This is a genomic window from Sphingobacterium sp. UBA5789 (assembly GCF_002418355.1).
Classification (GTDB): domain Bacteria; phylum Bacteroidota; class Bacteroidia; order Sphingobacteriales; family Sphingobacteriaceae; genus Sphingobacterium.
In genome coordinates, this window is the sequence record NZ_DIDX01000004.1 from 1,247,677 (window position 1) to 1,273,773 (window position 26,097).

Sequence of the window (26,097 nt, forward strand, 5' to 3'; positions counted from 1 at the left end):
TGTCTTTTTACAAAGACACGCTTTCTATTCTTTTCTATTCAAATGAAAGCATACATAAAGTATTTCTATTTAGGCCTGATAGTTTTTCTTCCATCTCACAGAATTGTGGCTCAGGAATATCCTGTTATTGACAGTATATCCAACATTAGCTATTCCACACATTCGGTATATATGAGAAGTTATCAGATGGCTGCCCAAAACAGTGTATGGATGTCAAAAGAAGTAAAGAATAACTTTAATCAGATCCTGATTGCCGGCAACTATAATACCGGGGATTTTATTGCTTCACAGGATGCAACCAAGCTCAGAAAACTGCAAGTACAAACTGAAGGAAAAACAGAATGGAGAGGAACTCAGCTTTGGGGTAAATTTGCCTATTCCAAACAAATGGAAGACAGCACAAGATTAAGACATCAGACAAGGTGGAATGAGGATGCTCCTGTTTATTATGGTTCTTTAAAAAACAATTATTATGAGCGGGATACCTACAAGTTAGATGCAGGAATTCAGCATGTTTTTTTCAACAACCGTGTTCCTGTGACATTAGATCTCGATTACCGGGTAGGAAATAATTTTTCAAACAATGATCCCAGAGGAGATGTTAAAGATCACAATTTCAATACCGCACTATCAGTAGGTTATCAAACTGAAAAATGGATCTACCATTTAAGAGGCTTGTACGGATATGGAAGAGAACGTGTAAATGTTGCATTTAAAAATAGTAAATACACTGAAAATACAGCAGATCCGCTATACGTAAATTGGTTTATGAATGGATATGGAAATGCTATTGAACGTATTAAAGATATCAATTACAATAATGACCTCAAAAGACATGGTATCAGTGTCCATGTACGTCATCAGTTAAACAGGGAGCAGCGTCTCTATGTTAATCTTGCAACTATTCAGGAAGAACAATTTTTTAAACAATACAATATTTCAGTATTGACCTATATCCCAATGAATAAATATAAAAGGGATAGTTATACTGCTTCTGCATTGTGGATATTAGAAAAAGAACTGAATCATCAGACAGCTGTGGGATTAGAAGGAGGAATTATTGACGGGCGGGATTTTAACTACGATCTGATGAAGAATAATTATCTGTATCGTCAGGAATACGTAAAAGCAGATGTTACACAAGTATGGAGAAGCTATCAGTTCAATGGAATAATAGGCTATCAGTCTGAAGATAAAAAAGAAGGATTAACAGGTAATCACATCTCAATTTCCACAATGACTGCAGGATTGGGAGCTAAGAAAACATTTAACTTAACGAAACTAACAGATTTAATTGGATCTCTGCGTATAAGACATAGGCTACCGATAGCGCAGGAATTACTTCTACCTGTCACCAATTCGGGTGTATTTGCCAAAACGTTAATATACCATGACTATCTGTACAATGCCTCCTCTTCAACTGAAGTTGGCACTTCATGGGGATTTAATATTAACAAAATTAAAAGTTCGGCATGGCGCTTTTCTTTTGATATTGACTACGAGATGAGAAATAAGTTACCAACTTATTCCTTTGATCCTCTTTCTGTACCTGGAAAAAACAGAACAAGGTTAGGTGCACAAATTGCTTATTTATTCTGATAATATTCAACAAAAAAAGGATCTGCAGTTTGATTGCAGATCCTTTTTTACTTTAGAAAAATCCCTGTTAAAGTGTCTTTACATTATCTTTAGGAGTATAATCCATAAAAATACCACCATCCAGTTCCACTTTCTTCACCGTTTGTTTGACAGGAATACGCAAAGTTGTTTGCTTTGCATCTTTCTCCCACACCTGAGGAGTATAATGTGTTGTGGTAGATTTACCATCGGCAAAAGTAATATGTACATCAAACGGAACTGCGAATCCTCCGATATTATCTACTGATACTTCTATATTGCCGGAAACAGGCTTCACGTTGTTAATTTTCAGATCAATATAATTATTGCTGAAAAACCAGTTTTGCCAAAACCAGTTCAGGTTTTTCCCTGATCCGGTATTCATAGAGTAGAAGTAATCCCAGGGAATCGGATGCTTACCATTCCAGTTATTCATATAATGATGTAATGCTTTTTTAAATAAAGCATCTCCCAGATAATCTTTAAGTGCAAGATAAGAAAGCGCCGATTTGATATAAGAGTTATTTCCATATCCGCTACCGCTTAGCTGTGAGCTCATGGAGATCAATGGTTGATCCTGCTCAGCAGAAGGATCCGAAATCCAGCCCTTAACCCTGAAATCCTGAAACATTTTTTTCGTAGTAGCTTCACCGTTCTCGTCAAGTCCGATCAGGTATTCAAAAGCTGTAGCCCAGCCCTCATCCATAAAAGCATAGCGGGCTTCATTAGTACCCATATAAAACGGAAAATAGGTGTGCGCAATCTCATGATCCACCGTCTGACGCGCATCCAGCAGATTATCCGGTACACTCGAATCATTTATCATCATGGGATATTCCATATCCGCAAACCCTTGTACAGCGGTCATCGTCGTATACGGGTACTCTACCCCCGGCCAGTGTTTGGAAAACCAGTCAATACAATACTGCTCCCAACCCACATACTGCTCAAAATCTTTCGTTCCCGCTTTATAAGCCGCCTGTACACTTACCCGCTTAGAGGGCAGCTGTACACTTGAAGCATCCCAGACGTAATGGTTGCTCATCGCAAAACAAAAATCCGTAACCTTATCAGCCTTAAATTTCCATATGTTCCATTCTTTAGGTTGGGTAACATTTCCCGATTTCATTTCCTGTTCATTCGCGATATGCATACGTGTATCACTGTTTAATGACTGTTTGAATCGCTTTAAAAATTCAGGCATCAGTACCTCTTCCGGATTCAGAAATGTACCGGTCGCCCATACTACATAATTTTTGGGTGCAGCAATAGTAAACGTATAATCATTAAAGTCATTGTAAAACTCCTGCCTTCCATTGTGCGCCAGCATATCCCATCCGTTATAATCGTCATACACTGCAATTCTCGGATATGAATAAGCCACATAAAATGTCTCCGGATCAATCTGCCCTTCTCTGTCACTCTGTACAGATAAAGGATATTCCCATGAAATCGTAAATGTCGCTTTTCCGTTAGGCAAGATAGCATCTTCAAAAGCACCTAAGGTTACAGTCCCCCAATCCTGAGCATCTACCTCATATTGATTGCCATTCATAGCAAAAGAATGAATTTTCAATCCCGAAGTCAGAAAATCAGTTTCGGCATAAGCGGCTCGTGGGGAATTAGGTTTGTGTACATTATTATCAAAGCGAATCGCCACCTGTCTCAATGTATCCGGACTGTTATTGGTATATACGATAGTCTCCATACCACTGACCATCTTTGTATTCGCATCTACTTTCACCTGCACATCATATACACCCTTATTTTGCCAGTACGCTGGTCCGGGAGCTCCGGACAGACTGCGTGTACCACGCTCATAAGCCAGTTTAATATTTCGGGGAATATATAATTCCTGCGCAAATGCCGACAAAGCCAACATAAAACATAAAATACTCAGTAATTTTTTCATATCATCACGATTGGATAATCAAAAATAACTAAAGTTAACAGAATTGGAATGTCTATTTAACATTAAAGTAAAAAGGCTAAAGACACAGCTCATCTTGCTGGTGGGGACACCAGCAAAAGTATTAACAATAAAAAAGCCGGATCAATGATCCGGCTTTTTATATCCTATGTAGAAAAAGTTATACAGATTCCAGATACTGCGCATAGCAATACCCTTCCTCATTATCTTTTGTACGTACAAGCCACCACTGATCATTTGCTTTGCTGATCAGCGTGATAATTTCCCCTTTTGCCGCCTTACCTACAATAGGCTGATCTGTTCCCGGGCCTTTACGAATATTCAGATTACTGTTTTCCGTAATTACACGCACTTCGCTCCCCGGTACTTCCGTAGCAACATCTACATTCATGACCACATCGCCGGTCAGAAAATTAGGGTCAATCTGCCCGTATATATCCCAAAGTTTATTTTTCACTTCCGCTGTCGGAGCTGTTCCAGCTATACGAAGTACACCATCCTGTTCAGCGAATTGCAAATCATTTATTCCTGATGCCTGAGCAGTATCTAATAATGCTCTGTATTTATCCTGTAATGCCATATTAATGCTTCTTTAAAATGATTATTTGACCGATAATCCCGAAAGATCTACTTTTTTAGGATTCAGATTATCCAAAGCTTGTTTCAATGTTTTGATACGCGCCTGTTCAATTGTTCCTGTCACCTGGATAACTCCATCTTTCACATTTGCCGATAAGGCAGGAAAGTCCTTCATTACATCTGCAACATTCTTAACTAAAGTATCATCTACAGGAGTAGGTAATACCGGCGCAGCCTCTAGAATAATGTTATTGACAACAGATTTAACACCTTTTTCTGCCGATTTTGCAGCAGTTTCGAGACTAATCTTTTCTTGTTCAGTAGCCACAGTACCGGATAACGTGACAACTCCGTCTTTCACATCCACCAATACATCAGGATTACCACTTACAGCGGTTTCAACCTTCGTTTTCAGATCTGCATCCGAGATCTTGGATTTACATGAAATCATACTCATAGTCAGAAGTCCGGCCATGAATAAAACGGGAATAAATCTTTTTACATTCATAATTTTTTAATTTAACAGTTCTTATATTCAACCTTTACATCTTATTCAGGATTCATACTGAAAAGACTATGATACTAACAACTCTGATTTCAATTTGTTTGAATGGATATAAGATCTTAATATATCCCTTTTATTACCTGCCGGATACCATTAAATTCAAAATCCTGATCTTTTTTCTTACCAATCAATTGTTTACCTATTGGTGATTGAGCGGAAACAACTGCATATTTATTTCCATCGATAATAAGCTGCCCGAGACTCGTTGCCAGAAAATAGGTAAATCTGTCGGTGACCACCAGAGCACCCAATTTACCAACATCAGTTCCCTCCTGCTCGATCTTATTAATAATATCCAGTTCACGTATCACTTCCGCCCGTTGCTGTTGTAATCTGTTAATATCCTGCTGGATCATCTCACGTGAAGTTTCGTACTTATCCCCTGCACTGCTCTTGGTGTCATCATTAGCAGATTCCTGCGCCTGTACCAGTGCTGTATCAATTTCCAGCAATCGTCTGTCAGTGGTCTCTTTAATGTGCTTAACAAGCTTTTCTTTTAGTTGTACCGGATCTTTCATACCCGAAACTAAGATATATTTCCGAAATACCAAGCACACTTTTAAGATAGCTATTTTGTGACGTTAGTAATACATTCATTTTCAACAAAATTTAATATTTTTACTCAAACACTTTCAGATATTAATGAAAAGAATACTTTCCATAGATGGTGGTGGAATCCGTGGTATTATACCTGGTCTTCTGCTGGTCAATCTTGAAGATAAACTTAAAATAGCCACCAATGATCCGAATATCCATATCTCGGATTTTTTCGATTTTTTTGCCGGGACCAGTACAGGAGGTATTCTCACAGCATTGTTATTATGTCCCAGTGAGGATAACCCCAATCGCCCCCGCTTCTCTACCCGTGAAGCGCTTAATATTTATCTGGATCATGGACCGCAGATTTTCTCCACCACACGCTGGAGAAGATTTTTAAGTAAATTCGGTGTCCTGAGTGAACTTTATGATGAATCTATATTCGAAAGTGTGCTCATGGATTACTTTGGAGATACCAAACTGAGCCAGCTCATCAAACCCTGTATTATCACAGCGTATAATATTGAGTTGCGGAAAAATCATTTCTTCAGACAACAAAAAGCCATAAGCCATGGTGAATCGAGAGATTTTTACCTGCGGGATGTGTGTCGTGCCACTGCAGCAGCACCCACTTACTTTTCAGTAGCTGAGATATTTTCGCTGGCTAATATCCGTTACCCACTTTTGGATGGTGGCGTATTCGCTCAAAACCCTTCCATTTCGGCCTTACTTGAAGTATTAAAAAACTTCAATACATTCAAGATAACAGACATATCTATTCTGTCACTGGGAACAGGTGTAGCGAGAAATGCGTACAATTATGAAGATTTTAAGAAAAAATGGGCTATATCGATTGGTCCTGCTCTTGTCGACATTATGACCAGCAGCTCATCGGAGAGCACAGATTATTTCCTTCGACAGCTTTTCAGATCTGTACAACGTACCGAAAACTACATCCGGATAGAACCAAACAACCTACTGTCGGTAGAATCTTCACTGGATGCAGCAACAAAAAGCAATATCCAGAAATTAGAATCACTTGCCGACCGTATGATCAGTGAGAATGAAGCCCTCATAGACGACATCGTAGTTGATCTTATTGCTGACCGGAAATCCAGAAATCGCAAATCTGCCTGGAACTTTTTGAAGAATAAGGACTAAAACACTACTTTTACGCTATCAAATAAACAATATGGCCTTAAACTACGTATGGATAGCCTTCTTTATCATTGCATTTATTGTTGCGCTATGCAGATTACTCTTCCTCGGTGATACCGAAATATTCTCTCAGGTTATCAATGGCATGTTTGACAGTGCCAAGACCGGTGCCGAAATTTCACTGGGTCTTGTAGGCATGATGACTTTTTGGCTGGGTATTATGAAGGTAGGTGAAAAGGCTGGTATGATAAGCTTATTTGCAAAAGGCGTAAATCCATTCTTTAGCAAACTATTTCCCGGAGTACCTAAAAACCATCCGGCAAACGGTTCTATCATTATGAATTTCTCCGCCAATATGTTGGGACTGGACAATGCAGCCACTCCTGTAGGACTGAAAGCTATGAAAGAACTGCAGGAACTTAATCCGCAGAAAGATACAGCGACCAATGCACAGATTATGTTTCTGGTGCTTAATACTGCCGGAATTGCTCTGATACCGACTTCTGTAATAGCCCTTCGCCTGGCTAACGGAGCAGCCAATCCGGCCGATATCTTTATCCCCTCTTTGATAGGTACCTTTATTTCTTTTATTGCAGGGATGATCTCCGTTGCTTTCTTTCAGAAGATCAATCTCTTTAAACTTCCTATACTGATCTTTCTGGGTATTTTTGCAGGTTTGATGGCCGCTCTTTATTTTGGCCTCAACGGTCTTCCGCCTGAGCAGATCGAAAAGATCACCGGTCTTATCGGAGGTTTACTCATTTTTTCTATTATTGTACTGTTCATCGCTTACGGAGCTGCAAAAAAGATAAATGTATATGATGCCTTTATAGATGGTGCGAAAGAAGGTTTTCAAACTTCCGTCATGATTATTCCTTTTTTGATTGCCATACTGGTGGCTATATCTGCATTCCGCACGACAGGCTGTATGGATTACATTGTCAACGGAATTGGTTCTGCTTTTGCTGCCATGGGCTTTGATACCCGGTTTGTACCCGCATTACCTGTAGGTCTGATGAAAACACTGAGTGGTGGAGGAGCCAGAGGACTCATGGTTGATGTCATGACGACATATGGTGCAGATTCATTTCAGGGAAGATTAGCCAGTGTCATACAAGGTTCTTCAGAGACCACATTTTATGTACTGGCGGTCTATTTTGGATCTGTCGGCATCAAAAATACACGTCACGCGTTGACCTGCGGTCTGATTGCAGATGCGGTAGGATTGATAGCAGCAATTATAATAGCATATATTTTCTTTGGTTAACTTTTAAAAAGTATAGATGAAAAAAACAATAGCCCTGATTGCTCACGATGGAAAAAAAGCTGAAATGGTAGCCTTTGTCAAAGACCATATTGAATCCCTGAGACACGCACATCTTGTTGCAACAGGCACTACAGGCTCCTATGTACAGCAGACCGGATTACCGGTCGAACTCAAACTAAGCGGCCCTAAAGGAGGTGATGCACAGATTGCAGCAATGGCAGCAGAAGGTTTGGTCAATGGTATTATATTTTTCAGAGACCCGCTGGGTAAACATCCCCATGAACCGGATATACAGATGCTGATGCGTATATGCGACCTCTATAATGTACCTTTAGCAACCAACCCTGCCACCGGTGCACTTATTATTGAAGGTTTGCTGGAAGATAAAGATTAATATTGTCAAAGATACAGACGTTACATTCCCCATGAACAGAGAAATTACCGTTACAATAGAACAGGAAAAATACAAGACAACAATTACAGACAATGTAAATACGCTCATTGTAGATGAGCCGGCAGAAGTGGGCGGACAGGATAAAGGCTTGGCACCTACACAACTTTTACTGTCATCCTTAGGCTCCTGTAAAGCGATTACAGTCCGGATGTATGCAGATCAGAAAAAATGGGAGCTGGATAAAGTAATCATCCGTCTTTCTTCAGAAGTCAAGAGAAGTGTTCAGCAGCAGACCACCTATATCAAGTGTCATATTTCATTTGAAGGTAATCTCGATGACGATCAGAAAAAAAGATTAGCAATTATTGCAGACAGATGTCCTGTGCACAAAATATTATCCAATCCGATTGTGATCGACTCCAATATGCTTTAATTATTTTACATTAATATTTTAAAGAACATTTTATATTTGCACCTCACAAGTATCGATATATACTGATGTCAAATCCAAATTCAGTCAATAGTCCTTTTCAACAGCTCTCCCGTGAAGAATGGAAACAGCTTAACGGCCACTTTTCACACAGCATCTCAGATAGCGATATTCAACATTTACGCGCGTTGAATGAGCCATTGACAATGGAAGAAATTGAAGAAGTATATTTTCCGTTAGCGCATCTGCTGGACATACACATTCAACATTCCAAAATATTACATCACGATACAAACAGTTTTTTTCAGGCCAACAATAAGAAGCTACCCTTTATTATCGGTATAGCAGGCTCAGTCGCTGTAGGAAAGAGCACCACAGCTCGTGTGCTGCAAAAAGTACTTTCGCTGCTACCCGGTAAACCTAAAGTAGATCTGGTTACAACAGACGGATTTCTGTATCCCAACAAGATACTACAGGAAAGAGGGATTATGAACAGAAAAGGATTTCCGGAAAGTTATGATACTAAAGGTCTGTTAACGTTTCTTTCGGATATGAAGTCTGGAGAATCCAATATAAAAGTTCCGGTATACTCCCATCTTGCCTACGATGTTCTCGCCGAAAAGATTGTCATCGACGGACCTGACATCCTGATTGTAGAAGGAATCAACGTGCTTCAGGTCAATTCACAGCGTACAGGAGTCTTTGTCTCCGACTTTTTTGATTATTCCATATACGTAGATGCCAAGGAAAAAGATATTATGGAATGGTATATTGATCGGTTTGAATCACTTAGAGCCACAGCCTTTCAGGATCCCAAATCATTTTTCCACAGATATGCAAGCATGGATCAGGGAGAAAGCACCCAAATGGCCACTGATATCTGGAACGAAATCAACAGACCCAACCTGATAGAAAACATCCTCCCTACGCGCAACCGCGCAGATCTAATCCTTGAAAAAGGAAATCACCACTTCGTCAGAAAAGTAAAAATCAGAAAAATTTAATGTTCCCGTTGCTGCTTTAAGATAAGCGTTAATACTTCATTTTCCAATTGGCGGTGCAATTTATTGGTGCTGTTTAACGCATTAAATTCAATTTTATATTGCACATAATCTTTGCCTATATTCACAACTTTGAGTGCAACATCATCTGTCCAGTGTACATCCGGATGATGCATTAGTAATTTCTTTAACTTCTCTTCCAGCTCCTCCATATTTGCAGCAGCATATAAGGGAAGCTCAAATTTGACAGATAGTTTATTAGACTGATTGACAGACTTATTAACGATTTTCTCTGTAAAAGCAGCGTTATTCGGAATCAGCACAATATCATCTTCATCGTTCTTGACCACAATATTAGCCAACGTAATATCCACGATTTTGCCATGATACTCGCCTACTTTAATCCGGTCTCCGATCGAAAACTGATCTGAAAACATAAGAATAAGACCGCTGATCATATTGGTAATATACTCTCTGAATGTGACAGCTATAGCCATCGCAACGATGGTCATACTTGTCACAAATCCCACAGGATTGATACCGAAAGCAAGCATCAGTGCAATAATGGCAAAAATGGAATTTAATACTGCGGTCACCCTGTTAATACCCAGCACAAAATTACCGCGCACACTCTGGCGTTCGGTTCTGCGCGTATATAAGGCGATCATCACGAAGCGACCTACTGAAAATAAAACACTTGCGGTCAGAAAAGTATTCAATGCATATGCAATCTGAGAAAGATAGGCACTCCTGTTGTACACATCCTGAAGAAGAGGAAAAGATAAGATCAATGCCAGCCATACGACAACTTTTACAATAAAAACAATAGGCCATTTACCTTTTTTAGAATAATCCTGCATAGTTTATGTTTACTTCAGCCGCTAAACTAATCAATTTTGCTCCTTTCTTCAACATCATCCTCCAATAAGATTATCAATTTTTGTCAGGGTGATAATTAACTTAATGCAGGACTGCAATTCTAATAAAACAATTAGGTGATAATTCCATTATTAAAATTTAACCGATCTGCGTATCATATATTCACACTTTTATGTTATATTGACATGTATGAAACAATACCGCAATTTGCTTTTCGACCTGGATGGTACACTGACAGATCCTTTTGAAGGCATTACCAAATCAATTGCATATGCCCTTGAACACTTTGATATTGAGACAACGGATCTGAACACTTTGAAGCCTCTCATTGGTCCTCCCCTCAAGCAATCTTTAATAGAAATATATCATTTTGACGAGCAGAAGGCGGATGAAGGTGTCGCTAAATACAGAGAAAGGTTTGCAGACAAAGGTATTTTTGAAAATATCCTGTTTGAAGGTATACCCGAACTTTTGGCATCAGCTCGTTCGAAAGGACACAAACTTTACCTGGCGACTTCCAAACCTACAGTATTTGCTGTACAGATACTCCATCATTTTAATTTAGATCAATATTTCGAATTTGTTGGAGGTAGCGAACTGGATGATTCCCGGCCAACCAAAACCCATGTTATTGAATATGTACTAGCGAAAAACAAGATTCAGGACCTGTCAGAAACATTAATGATCGGAGACCGAAAGCATGATATCATCGGTGCTAAAAACACAGGTCTGGACTCTGTAGGGGTCTTATATGGTTTTGGGGATCAGGAAGAGCTGAGTCATGCGGGAGCAACCTATATCGCAGAAGATATTCCTGCTCTTAAAAATATGCTTCAATTATAATATACCACCGCAATAAAGTACAGACATATGTATAAGATACCCCCTGGAAACCTGAAAAGAATATATCTGGCCGTTATTTTTGGCCTTTGCAGCTTCCACTTCACTTATGGACAACAAATCGAAGAAAGCAAAGTAGATGAACTGGTAGAGCATGTCAGGAAAACATTCCATGTACCCGGTATAGCTGTAGGTATCGTTAAAGACGGAAAAGTCATCCTTAAAAAGGGGTACGGTGTATCCAGTATCAACACCGGACAAGCTGTCGATCCGTTGACCAACTTTGGGATCGCATCCAATTCCAAGGCTTTCACAGCTACTGCGTTGGCTATGCTTGTCGACCAGGGAAAAATCAAATGGGATGATCGTGTCCGTACTTATATACCTGAATTTAAACTGTACAACGATTATGTGTCCGATAATTTCACAATCCGGGACTTACTGACTCACAGAAGCGGACTCGGTCTGGGGGCAGGAGATCTGATGATATGGCCGGACGGAAACGATTTTACACCGGAAGATATTATCCGAAATATGCAATACCTGAAGCCAGTGTCTGATTTCCGGACCAAATACGATTACGACAATTTATTGTACGTGATAGCTGGAGTAGTCATTGAAAAAGTTTCAGGCCTCTCATGGGCATCGTTTATACAGGAACGCATACTGACACCCCTGCAGATGGCTCACTCCGCACCAAACTGGCATTTGTTAAGAAGCAAAGACAATTCTATTGATCCGCACGTGCCCATAGGCGGCAAACTACAGGTCATTAAAAGATACAGAGGCACGACCGTAGATGCTGCCGGAGGTATCTATTCCAATATAGAGGATCTTACTAAATGGGTGCTTTTTCAGTTAAATAAAGGCGATGCTGAAGGTAAACAGCTAATTCGTAAAGAACAGCTTGCTGAACTCAGTACTCCGCAAACCCTTATGCCAGTAGCCACAACCCCTCCTTACAATTCACTGTTCCGGGCCTATGGATTAGGATTCAGACTTACAGATGTAGCCGGCAAACTCGAAGTATCGCATACCGGCGGACTGGAGGGTATAGTCACTCAGATTGTCATGCTCCCGCAGTTACAGCTCGGAATAATAGTACTCACCAATCAACAGGAAGGGGCTGCTTTCATGTCCATATCCAATACTATCAAAGATTTCTATCTGGGATTGCCACATAAAGACTGGGTCGCCACTTTTCAATCCAGCATAGCAGCAAGTACATCTTCAGCAGACAAAATAACAGAAGAGGTCTGGCAAACCATAGAAAAAAACAAAAATTCCAATCCTTATGAAAACATGTTGACCGGTAAATTTGTTGATAACTGGCTGGGAGAAGTCAATATTTACAAAGAAAAAGGTAAACTTATATTTGCATCCAAACGTTCACCACAATTAACAGGTGAGCTTTTCTTCTATAAAGAGAACAAATATGTCGTCAGGTGGAACAACAGATACTTCCATGCAGATGCCTTTTTACTTCTGGATATCAACCAGGAAAAGTTGCAGGGATTTAAAATGAATGCTATTTCCCCGCTTACAGACTTTAGTTACGACTTCCATGACCTTGCATTCAAAAAAATAGACTAACATAAATTAAAAGTTATGCGTTGGAATCCAGAACAATACATTATATTCAAAAAAGAACGTTTCGCTCCATTCTATGATCTGATAACTCCTATTGAAAAGAAAAAAGGTATACAGGCCATAGATCTGGGATGTGGAACCGGCGAACTTACCCGCAAACTATCCGATTATCTGGAAGACGCTTTCGTCACCGGTATCGATGCTTCACCCGAAATGCTGACGCAGACATCTCCTTTTGCAAACGACAAAACCATATTTCTGCAGAGAGATATTCAGGAGCAACTGGATAGAGATGAAAAATGGGATCTGATCTTCTCAAATGCAGTGTTACAGTGGATTCCCGATCATGAATCCTTATTTCCGGCCATTATAAGACATATTAATCCGGGGGGACAATTAGCCATACAAATTCCGGCACAGAATGACAACATTCTGAATATACTGATTCTGGAGTTGGCACAGGAAGAGCCTTACGCAAAAGCGCTGAATTACTGGAAAAAAGAATCCCCTGTTCTCCGTATAGATGATTATGCTCAGTTACTTTTTGAGAGTGGAAGTAAAAAACAAGAAGTCATGCAGAAGGTATATCCTATAATTGCACAATCTCCGGATGATCTGTACCAGTTTATTGCAGGATCTACATTAATTCCGTATCTGGAAAGAATAGACCCGGAAATAAAAGAAGATTTTATAAGAGCTTACAAAGAAAAGATTGCATTGCACGCAAAAAAATACCCTGCGCTTTATTCATTCAAACGCAATATATTATATGCAGCTTATTAAGTTAAGCCTTTACATTAAAAGCAACGACCGGAATTAGAATTAGTCCAGTTGAATGACACCTGAAACCTGCTCCTCATCATACTTCATCATTGCCTCGTCGATAAGCAACATCAATTTGGTTTTGGAGAGTTTCTCACTCGCACGGTCAAAATGCCTGACAACATAACTCTGTACATTTTCGACCTTGATAGGAAAATAAATAGGAGTCTGATCGGAAGTGGTATGATCCGATACTAATAAATTAAAACCTTTGGCTTTTAATTCACTCAAAATCTGGTAACTTACACGTTTGAAAATCATAGATAATTTTATTAAAGAGTGAAAGCGTATATTGATAAAAACGAAATAACGTATTTATTGTTTTGTAATTATAAAGCGCAGTTTAAATTTTCATTAATTTACAACAGTTTCCTTTATAACTATTAAAAACACTAAATACCGGAACGGATATATCAAAGATAAGGACTTATTCCGCTAAAACACAATGATTTCTGAACCTAAACAATGAATCTTATAAAATAAGTTTACACCGCGCAGTGAAAACAGGTATATTTTTTGCATACAACACATAAATCAGGGGTATTTCAGCAAATTCCCTCACAGCTTTTTTTACTTTTTGAAGACATTAATACATTTTTATGACTAATACTTTGTACAATTTCGCTGCAGTAACCCTGTTTATCTTAAGCGTTAGCTTTACTTCCTGTCAAAATAACAGTAAGAGCTATAGTCTTTCATTACAGGATTCTTCGGAAAGAAGCTCTGTGCTAAGTTTACCCCTCAGTTACCGAAATATGGAAACAGAAGGGTTCATTATCGGAGAACAGATCGCTTTACTAGATGACAGCTTACAAGCGACAGATACCCTTAGTGCAGAAGGTAAGCTTGTAAAAATATCGGGTATCAGTGAACAGCTCTACCCGTTTACAGCAAATGACACCAGCATATGCAATAAATATGCTTATGTAAGAATACAGATACAGGACGAACAGGCCATAATCAATGGAAAATATATTTATTCTGCCACCTCTGAGGAAGCACCTAAAGAAATTCAGATAGAAAAAGATAAATACAGCTTTGTACGTCTTGAAAATTATAATGCCCTATCAGATACATCCGCAAACTGCGACCTGCATACGCCGCTATTGTTTTCAAACTCCGGAGATAATTACAAAGGATTACTAAGACTGATAAATAACGACATCTATCAATCTGAATATCCTTATTTAGAATTAATGGCGAATGCTATTGCACATGATGTAATCACAGAAATCAATACCAAAGAAGATCAACTCATCCTGAACATTCGCCGTACAGGAAAACAGTCATTGGCCAACATGGTAATTGTTATCAAAAAAGATGCATTGAACGGGTATAGTGCCGAAGTGAAAAGCATAGAAAATATAAGATAAAAACACCTGACTCCGCAATACTTCTTTGAAGTACAAAATCTGCAATCAATTTCTAATTCAGGAATTTCAATTTTCGGGTGGTCTGTTCATCTCCCGACGATGCCTCCGGATAATATAAACCTAACTTCATGAACGCCTGCAGAAATACTTCAACGTATTAAAAAATTTATTCATAAATACCTGTAATAAAAATTATAAAATATTTGTAATGAGAATTTTGAATATTTTCACATCAACAATAGAAATATAATAACTAAACTTATTATCTTACGTTCTATACCACCAAATGATATTTGACATTCCCAATCAAATGATTAATCAGTAAGGAGATTGGAACGCAGGAATCCTCCCCTTTCATAAGAGGGCTTTTGGCACAAAAATGAAAGCCTGTAAACCTAAAATTTAACACCCTGAAAGCTTCTCAAAATAGGTATTTTTTTCGTATCTTCGCCTGCGTATGTTATTAGTTTAACTACGATAATGCATTAGTTTTATCGAACCCAACTTAATATGGCTGAAGAAACAGAAAACGAAAACAATTTATCGGCTAATGGCCGAATAATCCCTATTAATATTGAGGACCAGATGAAAGCTGCTTACATCGATTATTCGATGTCAGTAATTGTTTCCCGTGCACTACCTGATGCACGTGATGGTCTTAAACCTGTTCATAGGCGTGTGCTTTACGGCATGCTGGATCTGGGAGTTACCAGTGGCAAGCCTTACAAGAAATCTGCCCGTATCGTCGGTGACGTCCTCGGTAAGTATCACCCGCATGGTGACTCTTCTGTATATGACGCAATGGTACGTCTGGCTCAGGACTGGAGTATGCGCTACCCATTAGTAGACGGACAAGGTAACTACGGATCGATTGACGGAGACCCTCCGGCAGCGATGCGTTACACTGAAGCAAGATTGAAAAAAATTGCGGAAGAAATGCTGTCTGACATCAACAAGGACACTGTTGATTTCAAATTAAACTTTGACGACTCTTTGGAAGAACCAACAGTGCTTCCAACACGTATCCCTAATCTTCTGGTTAACGGTGCTTCCGGTATTGCTGTAGGTATGGCAACCAATATGGCTCCTCATAACCTGTCAGAAGTTGTAGACGGAACAATAGCCTTTATCGACAACCGCGAAATTGAAATATCCGAATTGATGCAATATATCAAAGGTCCTGACTTCCCTACAGGAGGTATTATCTATGGATATAATGGCGTCAAGGAAGCTTGCGAAACAGGACGTGGACGCGTAGTCATGCGCGCAAAAGCAGAGATCGAAACCACCAGATCCGGACGGGAGTGCATCATCGTTACCGAGATCCCTTATCAGGTGAATAAAGCGGATATGATCAAGCGTACTGCCGAACTCGTCAATGAGAAAAAGATCGAAGGTATTTCGGAGATCAGAGATGAATCGGACAGAGAGGGTTTCCGTGTTGTATACGATATCAAACGTGATGCAAATGCCAATGTTGTATTAAACAACTTATATAAATATACCGCCCTACAAACCTCATTTTCAGTAAACAATATCGCCCTTGTAAAAGGAAGACCGATGATGATGAATCTGAAAGACATGATCCACGAATTTGTGGAACACCGTCATGAGGTCGTTATTCGCAGAACCAAATTTGAACTTGCCGAAGCAGAGAAACGTGCTCATATTCTGGAAGGATATCTGATTGCACTGGATCATCTGGATGAGGTTATCAAACTGATACGCGCTTCCGAAACTCCGGAAGATGCCCGTACAGGTTTGATGGAACGCTTTGCTCTTTCAGATCTTCAGGCACGTGCTATCCTCGACATGACCTTACGTCGTCTTACAGGACTGGAACGCGATAAGATTAAAGAAGAATACAATGAATTGATGAAGACCATTGAATACTTAAAAGAAGTTCTTTCTGATGAGGGTCTGCGTATGAAAATCATCAAAGACGAGCTTTTAGAGATCAAAGATAAATATGGTGACGAACGCCGCTCTATCATAGTGCATTCTGCAGAAGATATGCGCATGGAAGACTTTATCGACGATGAAGAGATTGTCATCACCATTTCACATAACAGTTATGTAAAACGTACTCCGCTATCTGAATACAAAAGACAGGGACGCGGTGGTCGCGGTTCCATTGGAACAAACACCCGTGAAGAAGATTTTACAGAGCATATCATTACCGCTTCGGCGCATAATTATATGTTATTCTTTACTGAAGCTGGACGCTGTTTCTGGCTGAGAGCCTTTGAGATACCTGAAGGAAGCAGAACTTCCAGAGGACGTGCTTTACAGAACATCATCAATATTCCGAAAGATGAAAAAATCAAAGCTTACATCAAAGTAATCAATCTGAAAGATCAGGAATATCTGGAGAACAACTTCATTATTATGTGTACCAAAAAGGGTACAATCAAGAAAACATCTCTTGAAGCTTACTCCCGCCCTCGTGCTAACGGTATCAACGCAATCAACATCAACGAAGGTGACCAACTGATCGAAGCATGTCTGACCGACGGAAGCAGCGAAATAGTTATGGCGCTGCGTTCGGGAAGAGCGATCAGATTCAACGAATCGACCGTGAGACCTATGGGAAGAACAGCTACAGGTGTAAGAGGAATCACGCTGGCACACGAAAAAGACGAGGTTGTTGGCATGATTAGTGTTAATAATCCGGAAGTAACTGTACTTGTCGTTTCGGAAAAAGGATATGGTAAACGTACGGATATCGAAGATTACAGGGTAACCAACCGGGGTGGTAAAGGTGTCAAAACCATCAATGTCACAGACAAAACCGGTGAACTTGTTGCGATTAAAGATGTGACCGACAGCGAAGATCTGATGATCATTAATAAATCAGGAATTGTCATTCGTATAGGAGTAGCAGACTTAAGAGTAATGGGTAGAGCTACCCAGGGTGTTCGGTTGATCAATCTGAAAGATAATGATGAAATCGCTTCTATCACTAAAGTAGAAAGAGAAGAAGAGGAAGAAATCACAGATATCGAAACAGAAGGAGAAGACGGTGAAAATACAAACATCGATACCACTGAAGAATAAAACATCATGATGAAGAAAGTTTTAATAGCTTTATTAATATTTACCTCATTCAGCTTAACTGTTGTTGCCCAATCCAATATAAAGGAGGGCAACAACAGTTTTGCCTTATATACCAAAACCGGAGACATCAAAAATCTGGATAATGCACGTAAATTTGCTGATGCTGCTTTTGCCAACAAAAGAGACTCTTCGCAGGTCAAAAATAATATTTTACGTGCCCTGGTATATAGTTCTTATGCCGTAACCGATTCGCTGCGCAAACAAAAGTATCCTTCAGATCCGATTGACATTGCACAGGCATCGCTCAAGCTGATTGATAAAAAGGGTGGAAATGATGAATTCAGAACAGAAATCAGCTATGTAAAACAGAATCTGGTATCTGCACTTATCTTTAAAGCCAACAAAGCCCTTAACGAGAAAAAATACAAAGAAGCTTATTCATATTATGAACGTGTAGACGAATTAAGTGCTGACAATGCTGCTGTAGCCAGTAATCTGGCTGTACTGGCCGTGCAGAACAAAGACTACACTAAAGCTGCAGAATTGTATGAAGGCATCATTCAGTCCGACAAAGTAACACCAAACGATTATCTGCAACTTGCAAATGTTTATACAATACAGGATAAGAAACAGGCTACTTTAGACGTTCTGAGTCAGGGAAGACAACAGTTTCCAAAAAGTAAAGAAATACTGTTTGAATTGATTCAGGTATATTCAAATAATAAATCCTATGATGCTATTGTGCCAGTAATCGATGAAGCTATATCCTACGAGCCGGAAAATATTGAAATGAATTACCTGGCCGGATATGCAAATGAATCTATTAACAATATCGCCAAAGCAAAGGATTATTATGAAAAAGTAATTCGTCTGGATAAAAATAATTATGAAGCCAATCTGGCTTTAGGATTGATTTATCTGAAGGATTTTCTGGCAAACAAAGATAATAATGAAGCGCAGTATAATGCGCAGAACTATCTTTTGAAAGCAAATGAGATAAAACCTTATGCAATTAATGCATTAAAATCACTGGCTTTGTATTACGAAGCTGCTGATGATATGACACAATTGGATCGTGTCAATTTATTATTGAACCAACTTACAAATAATTAAACATGAACATTAAAAGAACAATAGTTTTATCCGTACTGTTATCTGCAGGAACATTTGTTTTTGCACAAACGGGAAACTTAAAAAAAGCAAAAGCGGCAATTGCTAAATTTGAAGAACTGAAAGGTGCTGGACAAGCTAAATTAGGAGAATCTAATTTAAAAACAGCTTCTGAGGCGATAAACGAAGCTATTGCTCATGAAAAAACAAAAGATCTGGCGGAAACCTGGACATACTACGCTTTAGTAAACGCAAACTATGCATCCATTAACAATTCTGCTGAAGATGCACAGAAAGCAGAAGAAGGAATCAAAAAAGCTACTGAATTAGATACCGATAAGAAAAATGCCGACAACATTAAGGTAGCAACTCAGATCTTAGGTCAGTATAACTTCAATCAGGGAGTAGCAGCCTGGGAGAAACAAGATTTCCAAAATGCTTACAAATCATTCGATAAAGGACTTGTGTACCTTCCGGGAGATACAACATTGACTTATTATTCAGGTCTTGCTGCGATTCAGAATAAGGATTACAAAAGTGCAATTGAAAAATATAAATTGCTGATCCCTGAAAAAACATTTTCTAACCACAAAAGTGTATTAGTAGATTTGCCTAAACTTTATCTTTCGGCTTTGGATACTACAAGTGCATTAGAATATGCAAGTATCGCTGCTAAAGAATATCCTACAGACAATGCTGCTGCTGTTCAGAATATCGAACTTAACCTGATCGCAGGTAATGAGCAGAAAATCGTTTCGGATATCGAAAGTCAGCTGGCAAAAGATCCTACAAACAAAACATTATTCTACTATCTGGGTATAGCACGCAGTGCTACAAAAGAAACAGACAAAGCATTGGAAGCATACAAAAAAGCGATCGAATTAGATCCTAATTATTTTGAAGCAAATACAAATGCTGCTGTTACTATTATGAATCTGGTTAGAGAAGATATCAACAAAGCAAACAATGACCGTTCATTGAAACCAGCAGAATACAACGCTGCTGTAGCTGCTGCTAAGGACAAACTAAAACCAGCTTTACCTTATTTGTTAAAACTGGTAGAATTAGAGCCTAAAAATGTAGATTCGTTGAAATACCTGAAAAGTTACTATGACTTCGTTCAGGATGAAGCAAAAAGTAAAGAAGTGCAGGCAAAAATCGATGCTTTAAACTAAGCTCCGGTTGTTATAATAAATAAAAAGACGTCCCGAAATTCGGGACGTCTTTTTATTTATAGCCAGTTTTTTAAGCATGCTCCTTTTCAAGGACAGAAGTTATAAGCCAATACAAAAACTCCCTCCTTTATTCAGTTGGCGAGGACGCCAACTGACGCAGAAGCATTATTTTTGCATATAGCAGACTAATGAGGTAAGTTGACTTCGTATCCTGTCGTGATTACTGAGGTGCATACACAGGCCTTTTAAGTAAGCCTCTTTCTCTCTTTTCAAGGAGAGATCCCGATGGAATCGGGAGAGAGGTTATAAGCGAATATAAAAACTTCCTCCTCCTCTATACAGTTGGCGAGGACGCCAACTGACGCAGAAGCATTATTTTCCGGCCTTGAGTATTCCCTTACAGATATCAGAGATCAACCTGGGGCCTTCATATATAAATCCGGTATACACCTGAATCAGACTCGCTCCGGCATCTAGCTTCTCTATTGCATCCTGAGCGGAATGTATCCCCCCTACTCCTATTATCGGAAAGGAACGACCTGATTTATCCGCCAGATACCTGATCACCTCTGTAGAGCGGTTTGTCAGGGGCCGTCCGCTTACGCCTCCGGTTTCTTTGACCAGATTCGGATCACTTTGTAAGCCGTCTCTGGATATGGTAGTATTCGTTGCAATAACACCTGCAATTTGAGTTTCCTGTACAATCTCTACAATATCATCCAGTTGACTATTCGTCAGATCCGGAGCAATTTTAAGAAGTATAGGTTTTGAAATGCCATCCTTACTATTGATATCCATCAACTGACGCAAAATGTTCATCAGAGGCTCCTTTTCCTGTAGATCACGCAGTCCAGGGGTGTTAGGCGAACTTACATTCACAACAAAGTAGTCTACATAGTCAAACAGCGCTTTGAAACAGTAAATATAATCCAGAACAGCGTCTTCATTTGGAGTTATTTTATTCTTACCTATATTCCCGCCGATAATAATATTACCTCTTTGCTTCAGATGTCTCAGTCTTCCTGCTGCGACATCAGCCCCCTGATTGTTAAAACCCATACGGTTTATGAGCGCTTTATCAGACACCAATCGAAACATACGCGGCTTATCATTGCCTGGCTGAGGTCTGGGGGTAACGGTACCGATCTCTATAAAGCCGAAACCAAAGTTGACCATTTCATCAATGTACTCTCCATTTTTGTCAAAACCAGCCGCCAGACCAACCGGATTTTTGAATTTTAATCCGAATACTTCGCGTTCCAGGCGTTTATCCTCTACCGTATAAATAGATTTCAATAAGGATTTTGCTCCCCATATTTTCGTGAACGTCTGCAATCCTCCTGTTACGGTATGATGGGCAGATTCAGGGTTCATGGAGAAGAAAAATGGTTTGATCAGTTTGTACATTTTGCAAAGGTAGAGAAAGAAGCATAAATTTCACTATTTTTGCACCTGAAATGATATCTATAAATAATTTAACATTTGAAATTGGCTCCCGGGCATTGTACGATGAGGCCAGTTGGCATATCAAACCAGGCGATAAAGTCGGTCTGATCGGAGCCAACGGTACCGGCAAATCAACTTTATTGCGCCTTATCGTCGGACAGTATACACCGACTTCAGGAACGATTTCTATGGCCAAAGACTTAAAAATTGGTTATTTAAACCAGGATTTATTGTCATACCACTCTGATAAAAGTATTTTACATGTGGCGATGGAGGCTTTCGAACGCCAGAATCAGCTTCATACAGAAATAGAAAATCTCCTGCAAAAACTAGAAACTGACTATTCGGATGAAATCCTGAATAAACTAAGTGATAAGCAGATGGAGTTCGAAGCACTGGACGGTTACAACATCGAGTTCCGTGCACATGAAATACTGGCGGGTCTGGGATTTTCAGAAGATGAGCAGAAGAGACCCTTAGCCACCTTCTCCGGAGGATGGCGTATGCGTGTCATGCTGGCGAGGATACTGTTGCAAACACCTGATATTCTTTTATTAGATGAGCCTACAAACCACATGGATTTACCTTCTATCAAGTGGTTAGAAAACTATCTGCAGGCATTTGAAGGAGCCATTGTCATCGTTTCGCACGACAGGTATTTCCTGGATCGTATTATCAAGAAGACAGTAGAGTCCCGTAAAGGAAAATTGACGCTATATGCCGGTAATTACAGCTTCTATCTGGAAGAGAAAGCGCTGCGCAGTGAGATTCAATCCAATCAATTCAAAAACCAGCAGGCAAAAATTAAACAGGAAGAACGCCTCATCGAACGCTTCAGAGCCAAAGCCTCAAAAGCAAAGATGGCACAATCCCGTATTAAGGCATTGGATCGGATGGAGAAAATTGATGATGTGGATGATGACAATCCTACGGTCAACTTTCAGTTTAAATTTTCCAAACCTTCCGGACGACATGTTGTCACGCTTGAAAACATAAGCAAATCGTATCCGAATATGGAGATCCTGAAAAACACGGACGGACTTATAGAAAAGGGTGATAAAATTGCGCTCATCGGAGCTAATGGTAAAGGAAAATCTACCTTGCTTCGTATTGTAGCTGATGCAGATCATGAATACACCGGAACCAGTACAAAAGGTCACAATGTTTCACAAACGTTCTTTGCACAGCACCAATTAGAAGCTTTGCATCTGGAGAACTCCATTATAGCGGAAATGCAGGCTTTTGCACCCAAACATACCGAAACAGAACTTCGATCCATTTTGGGATGTTTTCTGTTTTCAGGTGATGATGCATTCAAAAAGATCAAAGTGCTTTCCGGAGGGGAAAAGTCACGTGTAGCACTGGCGAAGGCCCTGACCGCTGATGCCAATTTCCTGGTATTGGATGAGCCTACCAACCACCTGGATATGCAGTCGGTCAATATTCTGATACAGGCCTTACAACAATATGAAGGTACATTAATCGTCGTATCTCACGACCGTTATTTCCTGGATCATGTAGCCAATAAAATCTGGTTTATTGAAGACAAGGAAATCAAAGAATATCCGGGTACCTATCAGGAGTATGAAGAATGGAATGCCAAACGCATCCTGAATCCTGCCGAGAAAAAACCTGAGAAGAAAGTAGTAGCAGAACAACCTAAAAAGGTAAAAATCGCTCCTACAGAGGATAAATTTAAAGTGATCAGCAAAAAGAATAAAGAATTAGCTGTACTTGAACAGGAGATTTCCGAAAAAGAGAATGAGGTGAGATTTTTAGAGAATGAAATTGCAAAAGAAGAAATCTATTCGGATGCGGTCAAACTTCAGGATCATACCCGCCGGTACAATTCTGAAAAAGCCTTGCTAAACCAGCTACAGAAAAACTGGGAAGAGCTGGCTGAAGAAATCATGGAACTCGAAGGATAACTTGTCCGAAGAAACCTTTAGCATGATCTCCTTTTTTAGAGGAGATCATGCTAAAGGTCTTTTTACCTATTTTTCTGTCATAGTATACGTTCGGATTACATGCAAGTGATCCAGATCATCAAAATCATAAACCGTACAGATCTGCCTTACCTTCTCTCCCGTTTCTTCATTACCAAAAGCTACTTTCGCCTGAATAACGACATTATTATCATCCTCAATAACATTAATGATATCCAAAGTAACCTGACCGGTGGTATCTGAAGCCTTCAACTCTTTACTGTAGGCCACTAAAGCAGCCTTTCCTTTTAATACTTCCTTTTCACTGATATGCCACTCTACATAATCTGACAAATGAGGAAGGACAAGATCAAAATCAAGAGACGAAAATGATTCAGCTATTTCTCTATGTGATGGTATCATATATTACTTTATTTATTCTGAACAGTTCATTCTGCTCTCCGTATTATATAACAATCTATTCCCGTATAGAGTTTGTTATTTTATCGATATTCAGACTATTTGCCATTGCCATAAAGATTTTATAATACGTTCCTTTCTGTTCATACAGTTCCTCATGCGTCCCATCCTCCATGACCTGTCCTTTCTCCATCACGATGATGTGAGAAGCATCTATAATCTGAGAGATACTATGAGAGACAATAATTACTGTTCTACCCACCTTTATAGCATCCAGACTATTTTTTATCTGTTCAGTAGCAATAGCATCCAGATTAGCCGTCGGTTCATCCAGAAAAATAATCGGGGGATTTTTGAGAAAGAGACGTGCAATAGCTATCCGTTGCTGCTGACCTCCAGACATCAGGTGTGCCTCAGATTCATATCCTTCCGGCAACTCCAGTACCTGATCATGAATATACGCCTGCTTAGCAGCATACACCACTTCTTCCATAGTAGCATCAGGTTTACCATAGCGGATATTTTCTGCAACCGATCCTTTAAAAATATGATTGCGTTGCAAGACCAGACCAATATTTTCACGCAGAAAAGCCGTATCATATTCGGCCAGATCTACCCCATCCAGCAAAATCTGTCCTGAAGATGGTTCATAAAATTTATCCATCAGGTTTATAACCGTACTTTTACCTGCTCCGCTCAGTCCGACAAGAGCTGTAATATCATTAGGCCGGATAGTCATATCTATGCCTTTCAGCGCTTTTGTTCCGTTAGGATATTCAAAGGATACATTTTTAAGTTCTATCAAACCCTTGATACGTGCAGGACGGTATTTGCCTGACTGTTCAATCTCCTCATCAGATTCCAGTATCTCAAAAAAACTCTCCGAATAGATCAATGCATCATTGACTTCATCATAAATACGGTGCAACTGTCTGATCGGTGCCGACACATTGTTGAATAGCATCACATGAAACATAATAGCTCCAAGGGTCATCTGACCGTCTAATACAAAATAAGCCGTCAGAATAATGACAATCACGATTCCGATCTGTTCTATAAAGCTCTTGATACTATCAAACAGAAAGCTCGTTTTTCGCGTTGCCATCTGATTTTCTGTCATTTCGTACTGAATCTTTTCATGACGGTCTGCTTCCAGTCGCTCTCTGACAAACGACTTGATAACATTAATGGAATCAATGAGGTTGATAATCTGATTACTCTTATTTTCCCGGTATCTGCGCATATTACGACGAAAACCACTCAATCGGTTTGCCTGTACCTGACTAACGTAAAAATATATAGGCACGATCAATAGCCCGACAAGTCCTACATAAAAATTAGCAGCAAACATACAGGCAAGAGCCACTATAGCATTTGCGAATAAGGGCAATATGTCAATAAAGAAATTCTGAACCAGACGTGTCAGACTGCTGATTCCAGAATCAATACGTGTCTGCAGCTTACCAGATTCATTTTTGGAGGATGTATAAAAAGCCATACGGTAGCTGAGTATCTTCTCAACGATCAGTTGGGCAAAATCCCTTGCAATATAGATTCTCAGCTTTTCACCATAAAATTTCTGTCCGAACTGCACACAGGAATAAATGATCTCCTTTAATAACAAAATGATTGAAATAACAGTGAGCAGATAAAGTCCTTTAGATAAAGGCTGTTTCGCCACCAGCAGATTACTGATAGAGTCTACTGTATATTTAAGAATGAAGGCGTTTACCTGTGCCGCAAAAGAACCGATAACAGTCAGGATCAGCGTATAAACAATAAGATTCTTATACGGTTTCGCAAATGGAGTAATCTTCTTTAACAAATTAGAAATGGTCATACAGAATATTCAATGTGTAATAACGAAAACAAACTTCGGAAAATACGATGTTGTAAACATTGACAATTATCAAAAAACAACTTCATAATAACTTACTGTACCACATATTTGTTTGTTTAATACCTTTAAAATTCTACAATAT

At 39.4% G+C, this 26,097-nt stretch carries 23 protein-coding genes; 14 read left to right on the forward strand and 9 right to left on the reverse strand.

Translation table 11 applies throughout. From position 1 onward, the window contains the following. Positions 1 to 42 precede the first annotated feature (42 nt). Positions 43 to 1,599: a DUF6850 family outer membrane beta-barrel protein gene (locus tag B4B65_RS14860; protein WP_293916407.1), complete on the forward strand. Its 1,557-nt coding sequence runs from the start codon at positions 43 to 45 to the stop codon at positions 1,597 to 1,599. Positions 1,600 to 1,666: 67 nt separating this feature from the next. Here the strand turns inward: B4B65_RS14860 and B4B65_RS14865 are convergent, their stop codons facing one another. From B4B65_RS14865 to B4B65_RS14880, 4 genes are all read right to left on the reverse strand, one after another. Then, entirely contained in the window at positions 1,667 to 3,529 is a 1,863-nt protein-coding gene (locus B4B65_RS14865; RefSeq protein ID WP_293916409.1) for a M1 family metallopeptidase, read from the reverse strand. A gap of 178 nt (positions 3,530 to 3,707) precedes the next feature. Next, positions 3,708 to 4,127, reverse strand: coding sequence for an SH3 domain-containing protein (locus B4B65_RS14870; RefSeq protein ID WP_002994233.1), 420 nt, complete (start codon positions 4,125 to 4,127; stop codon positions 3,708 to 3,710). Between the two features lie 21 nt (positions 4,128 to 4,148). After that, positions 4,149 to 4,634, reverse strand: a complete 486-nt coding sequence (locus B4B65_RS14875; RefSeq protein WP_293916412.1) for a BON domain-containing protein — start codon at positions 4,632 to 4,634, stop codon at positions 4,149 to 4,151. A 116-nt stretch (positions 4,635 to 4,750) separates the two neighbouring features. Next, on the reverse strand, positions 4,751 to 5,209 hold the full coding sequence (locus B4B65_RS14880) for a hypothetical protein (protein ID WP_293916414.1): 459 nt from the start codon (positions 5,207 to 5,209) through the stop codon (positions 4,751 to 4,753). Positions 5,210 to 5,333: 124 nt separating this feature from the next. Here B4B65_RS14880 and B4B65_RS14885 point away from each other — a divergent pair, with 124 nt between their 5' ends. From B4B65_RS14885 to coaA, 5 genes are all read left to right on the forward strand, one after another. Next, a complete protein-coding gene (locus B4B65_RS14885) occupies positions 5,334 to 6,389 on the forward strand; it encodes a patatin-like phospholipase family protein (RefSeq protein ID WP_201679788.1) in 1,056 nt (351 codons plus the stop codon). A gap of 31 nt (positions 6,390 to 6,420) precedes the next feature. Beyond that, positions 6,421 to 7,653, forward strand: a complete 1,233-nt coding sequence (locus tag B4B65_RS14890) for a nucleoside recognition domain-containing protein (protein WP_201679789.1) — start codon at positions 6,421 to 6,423, stop codon at positions 7,651 to 7,653. Positions 7,654 to 7,669: 16 nt separating this feature from the next. Then, complete coding sequence (locus tag B4B65_RS14895; protein ID WP_002994224.1) at positions 7,670 to 8,047, forward strand: methylglyoxal synthase; 378 nt, start codon at positions 7,670 to 7,672, stop codon at positions 8,045 to 8,047. 31 nt (positions 8,048 to 8,078) lie between these two features. Beyond that, the gene (locus tag B4B65_RS14900) at positions 8,079 to 8,480 is read left to right on the forward strand and encodes an OsmC family protein (protein ID WP_293916418.1); all 402 of its coding nucleotides are present in this window, start codon (positions 8,079 to 8,081) and stop codon (positions 8,478 to 8,480) included. A gap of 65 nt (positions 8,481 to 8,545) precedes the next feature. Next, positions 8,546 to 9,481 (forward strand): type I pantothenate kinase, encoded by a 936-nt coding sequence (coaA, locus tag B4B65_RS14905; RefSeq protein ID WP_201679791.1) that lies wholly within the window; start codon positions 8,546 to 8,548, stop codon positions 9,479 to 9,481. On the opposite strand, the gene B4B65_RS14910 is transcribed toward coaA, so the two are convergent. Beyond that, positions 9,478 to 10,338, reverse strand: coding sequence for a mechanosensitive ion channel family protein (locus B4B65_RS14910; protein WP_293916421.1), 861 nt, complete (start codon positions 10,336 to 10,338; stop codon positions 9,478 to 9,480). The two genes, coaA and B4B65_RS14910, sit on opposite strands and share 4 nt — an antisense overlap. A 208-nt stretch (positions 10,339 to 10,546) precedes the next feature. Here B4B65_RS14910 and B4B65_RS14915 point away from each other — a divergent pair, with 208 nt between their 5' ends. Genes B4B65_RS14915 through B4B65_RS14925 form a run of 3 tightly spaced genes read left to right on the forward strand, consistent with a single transcriptional unit; the run spans position 10,547 to position 13,570 of the window. Then, positions 10,547 to 11,200 (forward strand): HAD family hydrolase, encoded by a 654-nt coding sequence (locus tag B4B65_RS14915; RefSeq protein ID WP_293916423.1) that lies wholly within the window; start codon positions 10,547 to 10,549, stop codon positions 11,198 to 11,200. A 27-nt stretch (positions 11,201 to 11,227) separates the two neighbouring features. Beyond that, on the forward strand, positions 11,228 to 12,790 hold the full coding sequence (locus B4B65_RS14920) for a serine hydrolase domain-containing protein (RefSeq protein ID WP_293916425.1): 1,563 nt from the start codon (positions 11,228 to 11,230) through the stop codon (positions 12,788 to 12,790). A 15-nt stretch (positions 12,791 to 12,805) separates the two neighbouring features. Beyond that, positions 12,806 to 13,570, forward strand: coding sequence for a methyltransferase domain-containing protein (locus tag B4B65_RS14925; RefSeq protein ID WP_201679795.1), 765 nt, complete (start codon positions 12,806 to 12,808; stop codon positions 13,568 to 13,570). Between the two features lie 39 nt (positions 13,571 to 13,609). On the opposite strand, the gene B4B65_RS14930 is transcribed toward B4B65_RS14925, so the two are convergent. Then, positions 13,610 to 13,870 carry a hypothetical protein gene (locus B4B65_RS14930; protein ID WP_201679796.1) on the reverse strand — a complete coding sequence of 87 codons (261 nt, stop codon included), beginning with the start codon at positions 13,868 to 13,870 and terminating at the stop codon, positions 13,610 to 13,612. A gap of 494 nt (positions 13,871 to 14,364) precedes the next feature. Between B4B65_RS14930 and B4B65_RS14935 the strand changes: the two genes are divergently transcribed. The 4 genes from B4B65_RS14935 (at position 14,365) to B4B65_RS14950 (ending at position 20,324) form a co-directional block, all read left to right on the forward strand. After that, positions 14,365 to 14,982 carry a hypothetical protein gene (locus tag B4B65_RS14935; protein WP_293916428.1) on the forward strand — a complete coding sequence of 206 codons (618 nt, stop codon included), beginning with the start codon at positions 14,365 to 14,367 and terminating at the stop codon, positions 14,980 to 14,982. A 510-nt stretch (positions 14,983 to 15,492) separates the two neighbouring features. Next, a complete protein-coding gene (gene gyrA, locus B4B65_RS14940; protein WP_293916430.1) occupies positions 15,493 to 18,039 on the forward strand; it encodes a DNA gyrase subunit A in 2,547 nt (848 codons plus the stop codon). Positions 18,040 to 18,045: 6 nt separating this feature from the next. Beyond that, positions 18,046 to 19,152 (forward strand): tetratricopeptide repeat protein, encoded by a 1,107-nt coding sequence (locus B4B65_RS14945; RefSeq protein WP_293916432.1) that lies wholly within the window; start codon positions 18,046 to 18,048, stop codon positions 19,150 to 19,152. A 2-nt stretch (positions 19,153 to 19,154) separates the two neighbouring features. Then, on the forward strand, positions 19,155 to 20,324 hold the full coding sequence (locus B4B65_RS14950; protein ID WP_293916434.1) for a tetratricopeptide repeat protein: 1,170 nt from the start codon (positions 19,155 to 19,157) through the stop codon (positions 20,322 to 20,324). 372 nt (positions 20,325 to 20,696) lie between these two features. Here B4B65_RS14950 and B4B65_RS14955 read toward each other — a convergent pair whose 3' ends face one another. After that, on the reverse strand, positions 20,697 to 21,731 hold the full coding sequence (locus B4B65_RS14955) for a quinone-dependent dihydroorotate dehydrogenase (RefSeq protein WP_293916436.1): 1,035 nt from the start codon (positions 21,729 to 21,731) through the stop codon (positions 20,697 to 20,699). Positions 21,732 to 21,781: 50 nt separating this feature from the next. On the opposite strand from B4B65_RS14955, the gene B4B65_RS14960 reads away from it, so the two are divergent. Beyond that, the gene (locus B4B65_RS14960; RefSeq protein WP_293916438.1) at positions 21,782 to 23,698 is read left to right on the forward strand and encodes an ABC-F family ATP-binding cassette domain-containing protein; all 1,917 of its coding nucleotides are present in this window, start codon (positions 21,782 to 21,784) and stop codon (positions 23,696 to 23,698) included. Positions 23,699 to 23,764: 66 nt separating this feature from the next. Here B4B65_RS14960 and B4B65_RS14965 read toward each other — a convergent pair whose 3' ends face one another. Beyond that, positions 23,765 to 24,118, reverse strand: a complete 354-nt coding sequence (locus B4B65_RS14965; RefSeq protein ID WP_201679804.1) for a nuclear transport factor 2 family protein — start codon at positions 24,116 to 24,118, stop codon at positions 23,765 to 23,767. A gap of 55 nt (positions 24,119 to 24,173) precedes the next feature. Then, entirely contained in the window at positions 24,174 to 25,955 is a 1,782-nt protein-coding gene (locus B4B65_RS14970) for an ABC transporter ATP-binding protein (RefSeq protein WP_293916440.1), read from the reverse strand. Positions 25,956 to 26,097 lie beyond the last annotated feature (142 nt).